This window comes from Streptomyces sp. NBC_01294 (genome assembly GCF_035917235.1).
Taxonomy (GTDB): domain Bacteria; phylum Actinomycetota; class Actinomycetes; order Streptomycetales; family Streptomycetaceae; genus Streptomyces; species Streptomyces caledonius.
The window spans coordinates 563832-577820 of sequence record NZ_CP108423.1; the positions used below are offsets into that span (position 1 = coordinate 563832).

Annotated in this window: 10 protein-coding genes; 3 read left to right on the plus strand and 7 right to left on the minus strand. The window is 74.8% G+C overall.

All coding sequences use genetic code 11. From position 1 onward, the window contains the following. Positions 1 to 1077 precede the first annotated feature (1077 nt). Together OG534_RS02775 and OG534_RS02780 are read right to left on the minus strand one after the other, a co-directional pair. Entirely contained in the window at positions 1078 to 1680 is a 603-nt protein-coding gene (locus OG534_RS02775; protein WP_326586465.1) for a GNAT family N-acetyltransferase, read from the minus strand. Between the two features lie 306 nt (positions 1681 to 1986). Further along, entirely contained in the window at positions 1987 to 2439 is a 453-nt protein-coding gene (locus tag OG534_RS02780; RefSeq protein ID WP_326586466.1) for an iron chaperone, read from the minus strand. 338 nt (positions 2440 to 2777) lie between these two features. Here OG534_RS02780 and OG534_RS02785 point away from each other — a divergent pair, with 338 nt between their 5' ends. Continuing rightward, positions 2778 to 4637, plus strand: a complete 1860-nt coding sequence (locus OG534_RS02785) for an RNA ligase family protein (RefSeq protein ID WP_326593438.1) — start codon at positions 2778 to 2780, stop codon at positions 4635 to 4637. Next, a complete protein-coding gene (locus tag OG534_RS02790; protein WP_326586467.1) occupies positions 4637 to 7573 on the plus strand; it encodes a poly(A) polymerase in 2937 nt (978 codons plus the stop codon). The genes OG534_RS02785 and OG534_RS02790 overlap by 1 nt, the downstream gene beginning before the upstream one ends. Positions 7574 to 7591: 18 nt before the next feature. Here the strand turns inward: OG534_RS02790 and OG534_RS02795 are convergent, their stop codons facing one another. The 3 genes from OG534_RS02795 to OG534_RS02805 all read right to left on the minus strand — a co-directional run bounded on the left by OG534_RS02795 (position 7592) and on the right by OG534_RS02805 (position 10543). After that, positions 7592 to 8509, minus strand: a complete 918-nt coding sequence (locus tag OG534_RS02795; RefSeq protein WP_326593440.1) for an NADP-dependent oxidoreductase — start codon at positions 8507 to 8509, stop codon at positions 7592 to 7594. Positions 8510 to 8803: 294 nt separating this feature from the next. Further along, a complete protein-coding gene (locus OG534_RS02800) occupies positions 8804 to 9400 on the minus strand; it encodes an HD domain-containing protein (protein WP_326586468.1) in 597 nt (198 codons plus the stop codon). Positions 9401 to 9466: 66 nt separating this feature from the next. After that, positions 9467 to 10543, minus strand: coding sequence for an RNA ligase (ATP) (locus tag OG534_RS02805; RefSeq protein ID WP_326586469.1), 1077 nt, complete (start codon positions 10541 to 10543; stop codon positions 9467 to 9469). A gap of 178 nt (positions 10544 to 10721) precedes the next feature. Here OG534_RS02805 and OG534_RS02810 point away from each other — a divergent pair, with 178 nt between their 5' ends. Beyond that, a complete protein-coding gene (locus OG534_RS02810) occupies positions 10722 to 11465 on the plus strand; it encodes an SDR family NAD(P)-dependent oxidoreductase (protein ID WP_326586470.1) in 744 nt (247 codons plus the stop codon). Between the two features lie 24 nt (positions 11466 to 11489). Here OG534_RS02810 and OG534_RS02815 read toward each other — a convergent pair whose 3' ends face one another. Both OG534_RS02815 and OG534_RS02820 read right to left on the minus strand, forming a co-directional pair. Beyond that, positions 11490 to 11681, minus strand: coding sequence for a peptidoglycan-binding domain-containing protein (locus OG534_RS02815; protein WP_326586471.1), 192 nt, complete (start codon positions 11679 to 11681; stop codon positions 11490 to 11492). A gap of 918 nt (positions 11682 to 12599) precedes the next feature. Beyond that, entirely contained in the window at positions 12600 to 13742 is a 1143-nt protein-coding gene (locus OG534_RS02820; RefSeq protein WP_326593441.1) for an MFS transporter, read from the minus strand. Positions 13743 to 13989 lie beyond the last annotated feature (247 nt).

A 13989-nucleotide genomic window follows, 5' to 3' on the forward strand; every position in this document is an offset into this window, starting at 1 on the left:
CGGCCGGAGCCCGCACGGCCGGAACCCGCCCCGCCGGAGCCGGACCCGGTGCCGGCACCCGTCTCGGTACCGCGGCGGCCGGCCACGACCGCCGACCAGCCGCACCAGCCACACCGGCCGCGCCGGGCCAAGCCCGCGAGCCCCGCGAAACCGGCGAAGCGCGCGACCCCGGCAAAGCCCCGCAAGCGCCGGCCCGCGCCGGCCAAGCCCCGGCCCGCACCACAGCGCACGTTCGACATGACCCCCCTGTGCGAAGCGGCCCGGGGCACGGTGTCACCGTCCATCGTGGCCTTGTGCCGCTAGGGCGTGCCATTCGGATCTTTACCGGGCCCGCGCTGCCCGGCACCGCACCTCGCCGCGCTGCCGGGGCTCCCCAGTACGTCCAGTACGAGCGGAGCACCTCCGCCTTGCGATGCACGGACGCCCACGTCTCCACGGCCGCCTTCCACTCCCCGCCGGGCGCTTCCTGCAGGAAGTAGTGCACGGCCGTGGCCTGCCCGTCCTCCCGCCCGCTCGCCTTGCTGAACACGACGAAAGACCTCGGGTACGACGGCTGGTCCCGCTCTGCGGGAATCGCGAGGGATTCACCAGCCTGGGCGTGTCCGGGGCGGGGCCCCGAACCGCACTGATGGCGGCGCCCGCCTTCCACTCAGCCATCAGCGGACCGGTCGCCACCTTGGTGAGGGCGTCAGCCCCCTTCCACCCTGCCGGGGTGCGGCGCTCCCAATCGAACTGGTTGAAGACCTTCTCGGCCTCTGCTCGCGTGATCACCAGCGGCGGTGGCGCCGCAACCGACGGCTTCCCCAAGGCAGCGGACGACCCGCCGCTGCCGCTGCCGCTGCCGCTGCCGCTGCCGCTGCCGCTGCCGCCAGTACACCCTGCGGCCCCGGCCACTACCAGCACCACGGCCGCCCCTCTGACCCACCCCATCAAAACGCCCCTCCCCTGGACACCTCACAAGGAAGGTTCACCCCCCTGGCGTATCAGGGACCCTGCGACGCGAGGGCCTGCTCGCAGGCGGCGGGGCCTGGCGTCCCCGGGGGAGCATTGGCCGGGGCATGCGCGGTCCGGGCCGGCTCAGCGGCCCGAAGGGTGAAGAGGGCCATCACAACCCCTGTGGTGCTCTCGCTCACTCCGGTGGTTGCGTGCCGTCTCGGCGGTGATGGCCCAGCGCTCGTGGTCCCGCCATTCACCGTTGATGAACTGGAAAGCGGCCGAGTAGCCCTCGCGCTGGAAGCCCAGGCGCCTGATGAGGTTCAGCGAGGGGGTGTTGTCCGGCTGGACGTTCGCCTCCAGCCGGTGCAGTTCCAGCCGGCCGAAGGCGAGCTGGACCACGAGCCCCAACCCTTCCGTCATGTAGCCGTGACCGGTCGTGGAGGCATAGGCGGTATAGCCCAGGGTCCCGCTTTGGAGCGTGCCCCTGACGATGTTGTTGATGTTGACACCGCCCACGATCTCGCCGGTGCTGTGCAGGCAGATCACGAAGCCCTCATGTGTGGGCTGTTCAAACCGCTCAAGGTAGCTCTCGAACGCCTCCACCGTGTTCTCGCGAGCACCGAGCCAGCGGCGAAGCATCTCGCTGCTCTCCTGGGCCAGCGCTGTGAGCTCGTCGTAGTCCTGACGGCGGACGTGACGTATCGCCACCCTCGGCCCTTGCGGAAGATCACTGGTGATTGCCATCCAGGGATCCTATGCAGCGTGATCAAGGCCGATGGTTCAGGACTCGGGTCCGCTCTCGGTCCGTCGCTCGTGCCGGCTCCAGCCCGTCTGTGCGTGTCGCATTCGCCTGGCTTGGTGGGCAACCTGGTCGGCTGGTGCGCCGGCCGGCTGGACCGGCACCTCCGCCACGGCGGGATCCCGCTGCCGCAGCCTGCGCCGCCATCCGGATGCGGAGGTACGCGAAGCGGCGTACGTCATCGACCTCGGCAGTCCCTGAACGCCGACCGGCCGCCGTGACGTACTGCGGCCGTGGGCCCGGCTGTTGCCCTAGCCCAGCGACTGCTTCAAGAGTGCGGCGATCCGCGCCTCCGCCTCGGCCGTCACCTCGGTCAGGGCGAAACCGGCGGCCCACATCGTGCCCTCGTCCAGCTTCGCCTGGTCGCTGAAGCCGAGCGTCGCATAGCGCGCCTTGAACTTCTCCGCGCTCTGGAAGAAACAGATGATCTTGCCGTCCCGCGCGTAGGAGGGCATCCCGTACCAGAGCTTCGGCGCGAGGGACGGGGCGTTGGCCGCGATGACGGCGTGGACGCGTTCGGCGAGGATCCGGTCCGACTCCTTCATCTCGGCGATCTTCGCGAGCACCTCCCGCTCCGCTTCCGCCGCCTTGTCCGCCTTCGAGCTGCGGCGCGAGGCCGTCTTCAGCTCCTGGGCGTGATCCTTCATCGCGGCCCGCTCCTCGGCCGTGAATCCCTCGTGCCTGCTGCTCTCGGTGTTCGTCATGGCGGATATCCCCCTTGAGGATCGTGATCTCCGGGACTTGAAAAGGACGATATCCCGGCGCACTGACAACGGGCGGCGAACGCTCGTCAACCGTCCGGATCCTGGCTGATTCAGTGACAGCTGTGGTAGAGACCTGCCCCGGAAACCGCGCCTCCACCGGCACGATCAGCGTCAACCGGTGTGCCGCGTCACGGCATTGGAGCCCTCGGTAGCGGCCGGAATCATGTGGCGCGGCAGGCGCCCGCCATCGCCCGGAGCACGGCGGGGTTATTGGGTGGATGTGTCTGCTCCGGATACCTACAGTGACCAGGCACGCCGTCGTCGAGCAGGAGCGGATCATGCGCACCCACTATCCCCGTACACCGCATCTGCCCTGGTCCCCCGGGGCGGCGGCGGACGACGTCCGGGCCGTGAGTCTGGCCGGGCTGGCAGGGCGCGAGGTCGTCGTGACGGAGAAGCTCGACGGGGAGAACACCACCCTCTACGCGGACGGCCTGCACGCGCGGTCGCTCGACTCGGCGCACCACCCCTCGCGGGCGTGGGTCAAGGGCCTCCAGGGCCGGATCGGCTCCGGGATCCCAGCCGGTTGGCGGGTGTGCGGGGAGAACCTGTACGCCCGGCACTCGATCCCCTACGAGGACCTGGACAGCTGGTTCTACGGGTTCTCGGTGTGGGACGGGGACCACTGCCTTGACTGGGACCGGACGGTACGGTTCCTGCGGGGCCTGGGCGTGCCCACCCCGCGCGTGCTGTGGCGCGGCACCTTCGACGAACGCGCCCTGCGCAAGCTGAAGCTCGACACCGCACGGCAGGAGGGCTACGTCGTACGGACGGCGGCCGGCTTCGCGCGCGAGGACTTCGGGCGGTGCCTGGCCAAGTGGGTGCGGGGCGGCCACGTACAGACGAGTACGCACTGGATGTTCGCGCAGGTCGTGCCGAACGGGCTCGGGCCGGCGGCCCCGTTGTGGGCGGTGCGCTCGGGGGCCGAGCCTGATGTGGCCGGGTTGTCCGCCGCCGTCGGGATGCCCGCGGACGCTGCCGCAGATGGCGTCGGTGCCGCCGATGCGGACGAGGTGGCCGCGGTCGCCGAAGTCGCCGCCCGTGTCGACGGGTCGGGGCGGACCGGCGAGGACCGGCTGGCCGGTGTGCTGGCCGCCGTGCTGCGCCACGAGCCGCGGGCCCGGATCGCGGCGCGGCTCGCGGCGGGGCCGGTCGGAATGGGGCTCGCGCGGCGGGTCGGCGACCTGGTCGGGCTGTACCCGTACCTGCAGCAGCCGTTCCCCGACGCGGAGCGGCGGGCCGGGCTGGTGCGGATGGCCGCGGCGGCCGATCTCGGGGTGCTGCACGCGCTCGCCGGGGCACTGGCCGACGATCCGCAGGCGCGGGAGTGCGTGGAGTGGTCCGCGCTGTGCGCCGAGGAGGCGGGGCTGCTGGGCGGCCCGGATCCGCTGGAGTCCTTGCGGGCGGCGCTGCGGGAGCCCTTCGCCGGGCTCGGCGCGGACGCGGCCGACCGCTGCTGGGCGGAGGCCCGGCGGGCGTTCGGCCAGGGCAGGATCGCGGGCGCGCGGCTCGGCTGGGGTCCCGGTGTCAGCTGCGGCGTCGTCGAGGAGGCGGTGGCGGCGACGTGGCAGTGGCGCGACGGAACGTTTCCCCGGCTGGTGCAGCTGTGCGGGCCCTCGGGCAGCGGGAAGAGCACCTTCGGCCGCGGCCTGGCGGGCGTGGACGCGTACGTCAGTCTTGACGACCTGCGCACCGCCCGGGGTTCCCGGGCGGACCAGCGGGCCAACGCGGAGGTGCTGGGCGAGGGCCTGGACCGCCTCGACGCCGCGCTGGCCCGCGGCGGGACGGTGGTGTGGGACGCCACCTCGCTCACCGACCAGCAGCGCGGGCTCGCCGGCTCGGTCGCCCAGCGCCGGCGCGCGCTGGTCACCCACGCGGTGGTGCTGGTCGAGGAGGCCGAGCTGCTGCGGCGCAACGCCGTCCGCCCGCATCCGGTGCCGCAGCAGGTGCTGACCTCGCAGCTGCACCGGTTCAGCCCGCCGTACGCCGGTCAGGCGCACCGCACGTGGTACATCGGTGCGGGCGGCGGCATCGAGGACACGGCGGGCGGCCTCGCGGACAGCGACCTGACGGGCGGCGGCCTGACGGGCGGCGGCCTCACAGACGCCGGCCCGGTCACGGGACGGGGGGAGTACTGATGCGCACGAGCGAGGAGCTCTACCACCAGGTCCGCTGGGACGCCCGGTTCGATCCGGCGCGGTTCGTGCTCGGGCTGCTCCAGCGCGGGGCGCCGCCCAAGCGCGTCCCGCTGCCCTCCTTCGTGCCCGGCGGCGACATCCCCTGGCACCGGGTGCTCTTCGTCGAAGCCGACGGCGAGCTGGTGTGGGACCGGGCCACGGGCGTGGACCGGATCGACGTCACCGCGGCGGGGCGGGTGCGCGATCCGCGCCTGCTGCGGGCCCCGTTCTTCAGCGCGCGGACCGCGCACGCCTGGGATCCCGCGGGCGGCGGCGCCTGGCGGCCCGTGGAGCCGGGACCCCGGAGCGGGGCGGCGGCCCCCGCCGCGGTGCGGCTGCTGACGTGGAACACGCTCTGGGACCGGTACGACGCCCCGCGCATCGCCACCGCCCGGCGCAGGCCCCTGCTCCTGGCCGATCTGGCGGCCGCCGACGCCGATGTCATCGCGCTGCAGGAGGCCGAGCCCGAGCTGGTCCGCATGCTGCTGGCGGAGCAGTGGGTGCGGGCCGGGTACACCCTCGGCACGGATCCGGCCGGCCGGGACGTCGCCGAGTGCGGGCTGCTGGTGCTGAGCCGGCTGCCGGTGCGGGAGGCGGGGCTGCATCTGCTCGGCCCGCACAAGGCGGTCACCGCCGTTACGGTGGACACCGCGGCCGGCCCGCTGGTCGTCGCCAACACCCACCTGACCAGCGACCACACCGAGAACGGGCACGTGCGGCGGGATGCCGAACTGGCGCGGCTCGCCGAGGGTCTCGGCGGCATCGAAGCCGCGGTGGCGCTGCTCGGCGACTTCAACGACGGCCGCCACGGGGCCGAGGGGCCGGCGGCCGCGCTCGGCATGCGGGACGCCTGGAGCGACGTACACGGTGCGGCGGACGGTACGCCGACCTTCGATCCGGTGGCCAACCCGCTGGCCGCGGTGGGCTCGCTGACGGGGCGGGCGGCCCGGCTGGACCGGATCCTGCTGGGCTCCACGGGGGCGCGGGTGACGAGGGCCGCGCTGCGCGGGGACGCCCCGGCCCCGGACGGACTGTTCATCTCCGACCACTTCGGGGTGGAGGCCACGCTGGAGTTCGGCGCGCGGGACGGCGGGCCCGCACCGCTGGACGTCCCGGCGACCGCGCGGACGGCGGTGGCGTGGCTGCCTCCGCACCTCCCGGACGCGGTACGGCAGGTGCGGCGCGAGCACGACCCGCAGGCCGGCCGCTGGCCCGCGCACGTGAACCTGCTGTTCGGCTTCGTGCCGGAGTCCTCCTTCGCCGAGGCCCTGCCGCTGCTGGCCGAAGCGGCCGCGGAGACCGGGCCGTTCGAGGCCCGGCTGGAGGGCGTGCACAGCTTCGGGCACCGCGAGGAAGCCACCGTCTGGCTGGACCCGGCGGCGGCCGGTGAGGCGCCGTGGCAGGAGCTTCGGCGTGCGCTGGCGGAGCGGTTCCCGGGGTGCCGGGGGCGCGCGGACGGGCAGCAGGGCTACACCCCGCATCTGACGCTGGGGCGCAGCCGGGACCCGCAGCGGGCGGTCGCGGCCCTCGCTGCGCGGCTCGCCGGCGGGGTGACCGTACGGGTCGGGGAGCTGGCCGTGCTCTCGCGGCGCGGGGACGGGCCGATGCGGGTCCGGGCGACGGTGGCGCTGGGGACGGGCGAGGTCCGCTGGGCGCCGGAACCCGGACACGAGCACGGGCCCGACCGTCCGTGGACGCACCGGCCCGAGCACGGGCCAGGGCACGCGCCGAGCGACGCGTCAGGGCACCCGCCAGAGCGGCCAGCCGCGGCTGCGCCGCCCGGTCACGCCGAGTCGGTCACCGCACGCATCCGGGCTGCCCTGGGCGGGGCGGAGGTGTACCTGGCCGGGTCCCGCCGCATGGGCTGCGCCCTGCCGGACGCCGACCTGGACCTGGTGGCCGCGCTGCCCGGGCCGGCCGATCTCGCCGGGCTGCGGGACCGGTTGGCGGCGGCCCTGCCCGAGGCCGGGCGGCCGCGCGAGGTCACCGGCGCGCGGGTGCCGGGGCTGCGCTTCCGCGTCGGGGCGCTGTCCGTGGATCTGGTCGCGGTCTCCACCGGCGGGCTGGATCCGGCGGAGGCGGTGGCCCGGCGGGCCGAGCTGGGTGAGGCGGCCGCCGTCGCGCTGAGCGCGGTGAGCGACGCCGACGCCGTACGGCGAGCCGTGGGCGCGGAGCACGCCGCGTTCGCCGGGCTGGCGCGGGAGGTGAAGGCGTGGGCCCGGTCCCGGGGACTGGACTCGGCGCCGTTCGGCGGGCTGCCCGGGCTGGCCTGGGCGGTCCTCGCGGCGCGCACGGTCCAGGAGGCCGGGGCGCTGCCGCCCGGCGCCCTGCTGCGGGAGTTCTTCGGCAGGTGGGCCGCATGGGACTGGCGGGAGCCGGTCGAACTCTCGCCCTCGCTCCCCGGGACGGCGGACGGGCCGGGTCCGGTCACGGTCCTCACCCCCTCGGAGCCGGTGCGCAGTTGCACGGCCCAGGTGGGACCGGGCCTGCGCGACCTGCTGGTCCAGGAGTTGTACGGGGCCTGGGAGCTGCTGGAGGCCGGGGGCGGGGACGCCGCGCTGGCCCTCTCCCCGCCGCCGGTGCACCGTCGGCACGCCGCCTGGGCGGTGGTGACGGTACGGACGCCCGACGGGGAGTTCGAGGAGACCCTGGGCCGGGTGCGCGGACGGCTGCGGGCACTGCTCGGGGCCCTGGAGCAGGCCGGTGTCACGGACGCGCACGCCTGGCCCCGCCCCTTCTCGTCCGGCCCGGGCCTGGCCCGCTACGCGATCGGCCTCGGGGCCACCCCTCCGGACGCGGCGGTCCTCGCCGCCCTGGCCGACCCCTGGAGGGCCGGCCTGCCGGGCGTCGAGGTGGCCTGGGCGGCCTGCGGCGACGTGCCGGACCTGAGCGCCTGAAGCCGGCGGCGCGAGAGGTCAGAGCTCGACGACGATCTTTCCGGCCGTGTGCCCGCCCTGGCTCAGTTCGAAGGCCGCCGCCAGCTCGGCCAGCGGGAAGGTCTTGGCGACCGGCACCTTCAGCTGTCCGCTGTCGGCGAGCTTGCCGAGCGCGGCCAGGTCGCTGCCGACCGGGCGGACCCACATCCACTCGCCGCCCGATCCGAGCACGCTGGGGTCTGCGATGGAGGCGTGCCGGCCGTCGTTGTGGAGCACTTCGCGGGTGACGCTCCCGACGCCGCCGACGAAGTCCGCGACGACGGTGGGCCCGTCGGGCACCAGGGCACGCACGCGGTCCGCCAGCCCGTCTCCGTACGCGACGGGTTCGCCGCCGAGTTCGCGCACCCGGTCGTGGTTGCGGGGGGAGGCGGTGCCGATGACACGGGCGCCCAGCGAGCGGGCGATCTGCACGGCGAGGGAGCCGACGCCCCCGGCGGCGCCGTGGATGAGGACGGTGTCGTCCTTGCCGGTGCCGAGGCGGGTGAGCACCTGGTAGGCGGTGAGCCCGGCGAGCGGGAGGCCCGCGGCCTCGGCCCAGTCGAGCGAGGCGGGCTTGTGCGCGAGGGCGCGTACGGGCACGGTCACGAACTCGGCGAAGGTCCCGCCGTGCACGTAGTCCTTGCGGGCGTACGCCATGACCTCGTCGCCCTCGGCGTACTCGGGGACGTCGATGCCGACCCGCTCGACGGTCCCGGCCACGTCCCACCCGGGGATCACCGGGTAGATGACGTCCATCAGGCCGTCCAGCCCGCCCGCCATGATCTTCCAGTCGACGGGGTTGACGGCGGCGCACTTGACCCGGACGAGGACCTCGCCGGGGCCGAGCTTGGGCAGCGGCAGCCGGATCTCGGAGAGCACCTCCGTCCCGCCGTACGTCTCGTACGCCATCGCCCGCATGGTTGCCCGGCTGCTCTGGTCCGACTGGGACATGTACCCGACCTCTCCGTGTGCTGGTGGACCCCGCCCCGGGCCCATCCCACCACGCACGCCGCGCCCGCCCCAAGAGGCGGGCGGGCGCGGCGCGGCGTGGCGCGGGCGCGGCGTGGCGCGGGCGCGGCGTGGCGCGGGCGCGGCGTGGCGCGGGCGCGGCGTGGCGCGGGCGCGGCGTGGCGCGGGCGCGGCGTGGCGCGGGGCCCGGGCGCGGACACAGGCGCGGTGCCGTACGGCCCGGCCGGTCAGGCGGGCGGCCGGTCAGGCGTGCACGGGAAAGGCGGCCTGGAAGCCGAGCCGCCCGTCCGCCCCCTCGGCGATCCGCCCCAGCACCCCGTCCAGCTCCAGGTACGCCGCCCAGCGCTCGGTGCCGGCCGCCGCGGCCAGGCGGTCCACCAGGAGGTCCTCCAGGCCCTGGACCCGCTTGCCCTTCCACACCTTGTCGGCGACGCTGACCAGCAACTCCTCGACGCTCACGCCGTCGTCGTCCCATGCGGCGTGCGTCGCGGCGAACCGGGCCCGGTCCTCGGTGAACCCGTGCGCGAGCAGGAGTTCCCGGCCCGCCGGCTCGTGCGCGGAGCCCGGCCCGCTCAGTTCGGCGGTGTGCACCGCCTTGCCGATGTCGTGCGTGGCCGCCCCGAACAACACGGCCTCGCGGTCGAAGGCCAGGGCCGGGCAGTGCCCCGCCAGCCAGTCCGCGAGCTCGTGCGCGACGTCGTGCACGAGCCGCAGGTGCGCGGCCAGCCGGGGCGGGGCGGCCAGCGTGCGCAACAGCGCGGACACGGCCGGCGGCAGCGGTCGCAGCGGCGGTTCTCCCCGGGCGTCGAGCGCCCGGGACAGGGCATCGGTGGTGGGCATCAGATCACCGTAGGGGGTGATCACCCCCCACGGCTCCGACGGCTCCGAAATCCGACCCCGTTCCGGTCACTCGTACTCCGTGCCGCCCTTGCGCGTCAGGTACGCCGGACTGACCGCCTTGGCGATCGCGCGGCCGCCCACCACCGGGCTGTACCGCTCCGTCGACGACCGGATGACGACCCCCTCCCGCAGGTGCGCCTCCCGCCCGGACACGGTCTCGCGGCCGCTCGCCAGCTCCAGCACCGTGTCGAGCCCGTACGGGCCCTCGTACAACCGTGGCACCAGCGGCAGTTCACCGTCCTCCAGGACGACGGCCGGGTCCAGCCAGCGCACCTGTCCGTCGATCTCGGCGGACACGTCGAAGACGGCGTACCCGGGCGGCGTGTCGGCGGTGCGCACGTCGGTCCCGTACGACAGGTCCTGGACGCCCGCGCCGTACACCTCGGCGAAGATCCCGACGCGGGTCGCGCCGAGCCGGGCCGCCAGGGCCGCCGCGACGGCCGGCACGCCGTGGCCGCGGACGGCACGCCAGTAGACGTTGCGCTCGTCCTCCTTGAGCGCCAGCCCCTTCGAGCCGAATCCCTTGGAGGAGACGAGGCACCGCTCGTCCTCGGCCAGGTACGTGAACAGGCAGGCGGTGCCGTGCAGTTTCTCGGTGAGGACGACCGGCTCGCCGGACTCGAAGATGTGCGGGTAGCGCTGGAGGTTCTCGATGTCGACCCACGGCAGCAGGTCGGCGGCCGCTTCGACGTCACCGTCCATGGTGGTGGGGACGGGCGGGGCCCATTTGGTGATGCCGAGCAGCTCCGCGAAGTCCGTGCCCTCCTTGGCCGCTTGCGCCAGGTCGACGTCGGCGAGGGCGCGCGGCCTGCACACCAGTCCCTGCGAGAGCTCGCCGCGCAGCCGGACCGCCTTGACCCGGTCGGCGGAGCTGCCGGACAGCCGCCCGGTGAGGCCCAGTTCCTCGATCAGGGCGGCGGGCAGCACGGCCTGTTCGGGTATGTAGAGCGCGAACTCGCCGGTGCGGTAGGCCCCCTTGGCGATGACGGCCCGGTACAGGCCCACCTGGGCCAGTTCCAACGCATCGGCGTTCGGGTGCTCATGGACGGTCAGTTCTTCGGCGGTTACTCGCAGAGTGGACATGGAGGTCTCCCACGGTCGTCACGGACGCGGCCGACGTCCGGTGGTGCGGCGCGTCGGTGACGACCACTGTCCGTTCCACCATTTCCGCTGGTCCAGCGATTATCACGGTGTTAGCCTGCGCCACCGTGCGGGCGACCCGGTCGTCCGTGCTCCGCGTTCCGCGCCCCAGGAGGCTCATATGTCACGTCGTCCGGTCACCGTCGTCACCGGCGGGAGCAGGGGCATCGGGGCGGCGGCCTGTCTGCGGCTGGCCGCCGACGGGCACGACCTGGTGCTGGGTTACGCCCGCGACGAGGTGGCGGCCGAGTCCGTCGCCGCGCGCGTACGCTCGGCCGGGGCCCGCTGTGTGACCGTACGCGGTGACACCTCCGAGGAGTGTGCCGTGGAGCGGCTGTTCGACATCGCGGGCGCCGAACTCGGCACGGTGACCGGGCTGGTCAACAACGCCGGGGTGACCGGACCGCTGGGCCGGCTCGCCGACGCCCGGACCGAGGACCTGCGGCGGGTGGTCGAGGTGAACCTCCTCGGGTACCTGCTGTGCTGCCGCCGGGCCGCCCGGGACATGGCGGAGGCCGGCGGCGGGGCGATCGTGAACGTCTCCTCCGCGGCCGCCACCCTCGGCAGCCCCGGGGAGTACGTGCACTACGCGGCGACCAAGGCGGCCGTGGACGCGCTGACCGTGGGGCTGTCCAAGGAGCTCGGCCCGGACGGGATCCGGGTCAACGCCGTGGCGCCCGGCATCATCGAGACCGACATCCACGCGGCGATGGGCGACCCCGACCGCCCGGCCCGGGCCGCCGCCGGGATCCCGCTCGGACGGCCCGGCCGGCCCGAGGAGATCGCCGGGTCGATCGCCTGGCTGCTCTCCCCGGACGCCTCGTACACGACGGGCACCGTGCTGCGGGTCTCCGGCGGCCACTGAACCACCGTCGAAGACCTCGCGCTGCTACTCCATCGCCGCCCGGGTGGCCGGACCGTAGACGCCCGGGGGGTCGCCCTTGATGGACCGGTCGCGCTGGAGCTGGCTGACGCCGCGCTTGGTCTGGGCGTCGTAGACGCCGGTGACGGAGACGTACGTGAACCCCTGCCCGTAGAGCATCTCCTGCAGGGAGCGCACCTCGGGCCCGCTGTCCCCCATCCGCAGGGTTCCCGGAGCCGCCCGCCGGTGACGGGGCCGAGGAGCTCGGCGGGGGCGTCGGCTTCGGGCTCTGGCTCGCGGGCGTGTCCGAGGCCTCCGCGGCCGTGGGCGCGGCGGACCGTACGGACGCGGTCGGCCCGGGTTCGTCGTCGGCGCCGGGCCCGCCCGGGAGCACCGGCACGGACAGGTCGGCCGGTGGCGCGGCCCGGGGCGGCTGCGGGTCGGGGCCGGCCGACAGCAGCACCAGGGCGCCCACCGCGAAGAGCGCGAGCAGGGTGAGGACGGCCGCCGGAAGCCGGCTTCGGCCGGCACGGCCGCGGCTACGGCCGCGGCCCGTGGCGGAGTCCGCGTCACGGCGGTCGGCGGGCGGCGGGGTCGGAGCGGAGGCGCCGGTGACCGGGCCGCGCGCAGGGCCGGGGAAGGCGAGGGGGCCGGTCTGCGGCCAGGCGGGCGCCGTCGATTGGGGCGGTCGGCCCAAGGGGGCGACGTACGGGCGTACGAGCAGGTGGTCGTCGGGGACGATCCCGCTCTCATCGGGGTGCTGGGTCTGGGACATGGTGTCTCCCGGCGGGGGCGGGGGCAGGCGCCGCGGTGCGGTGCCGGCCCCTGCCCGGCCGGTCAGGCTCTGGGCCGCCGGGCGGCCGGAGCCGGGACCCCACCGACGCCGGGGGCGCCAGGGATGCCGAGTGCCGGAGAACCGCCGATCGTGGCCGGGGGGAGCGGGGAGCGAGCGGATGTGGACATCTGGCGTATCTCCGAAGTGCGGCTCAAGCAGTGGTTCTTGATTCGGGCGCACTCTTGCCCTCCGGAACGGCCAGGTCAAGCCGCATGTCCGATCTGATCCCGAGCGTCCGGTCTATCCGGTGCGAACCCTTCCACTTCACCTCTCGACTTCGCCTCTCCACTTCACCCGCAGCATCACCCCGCCGCCCGGTCGAGGGCGTCGGGCTTGCGGCGGACCGCGGTGGCCCAGACGGTGCCGGCCGCCACGAGCATCAGGGCGGCTCCGCCGAGCGGAGCGGCAGGCGCGGAGATGCCGTCGACCGCGAGACCGCCGAACAGCGCGCCCGCGGCTATGGCGAGGTTGAACACGGCCACCATGAGCGAGGACGCGGCCTCGGCGGCGGCCGGGGCCGCCTTGATCATCCAGCTCTGCAGGCTCACCGACACCCCGCCGTACACGAGTCCCCAGGCGAGCAGCAGCGTGGTCCCGGCGACCGGTCCCGGAACGACGGCGATGAGCGCGAGGACCACGGTGAGGGAGGCGCTGACGACGAGCAGGGTCCGGTACGCGTCGCGCGCCCCGGCCAGGAAGTTGCCCGCGACTCCCGCGAGGCCGTAGCCGAGCAGCAGCGTGCTGACGAACTCGGCGTCGATGCCGGAGACGTCCTGCAGGATCGGCCGTACGAAGGTGTAGGCGGCGAACTGCCCGGTCACCACGAGGAAGGTGACGATGACGCCGGCCCGGACGGCGGGGTTCTCGCGGAGCAGGGCGGGGAGTTCGGGGAAGCGGATGTGCCGGGTCGGCGGCAGCGGGGGCAGCAGCAGGAGCAGGGCGGCCAGCGTGACGAGGCCGAGGACGCCGACCGCCGCGAAGGCGGTGCGCCAGCCGCCGAGTTCGCCGAGCAGGGTGCCGGCGGGGACGCCGAGCACGGAGGCGGTGGGGACACCGCCGAAGACGAGCGCGGTCGCCCGGCCGACGTGGCGCTCCGGGACCAGGCGTACGGCGAGTCCGCCGGCGATGGCCCAGAATCCGCCGACGCTGACCCCGACGAGCAGGCGGGCGGCCAGGACGACGGCGAAGTTCGGGGCGAGGGCGGCGGCGAGGTTGGCGGCGGCCATCAGGGCGATGAGGACGCAGAGCACGAGCCGGCGGTCGAGGCGGCCGGCGCCGACGGTGACGAACGGCGCGCAGAATCCGGCGACGAGGCCGGGCACGGTGACCATCAGTCCGGCGGTCCCGTCGGACACGCCGAGGTCGGCCCCGACGGGCGTGAGCAGGCCGACGGGCAGCAGCTCGGAGGTGATCAGGCAGAAGATGCCGAGCGCGACGGCGCACACGGCCGCCCAGCCCTTCCAGGGGGCGGGACCGCTCCCGGCTCCCGGCCCCGCCTCCGGAGGGACTGCGGACTCGGAGGCGGCGGTCGACCGTACGGACTGGGGCGGTACGGACTGGGGCGGACCGGACTCGGACGGTCCGGACTCGGGGATGTGCGCGGGGTTGCCGGGCGCGGCGGCTGACGTCATGGACCGGTACTCCGTACGGGCGATCGGCGGGCAGGGCGCGGCAACACGGGGTGCCGGGGGT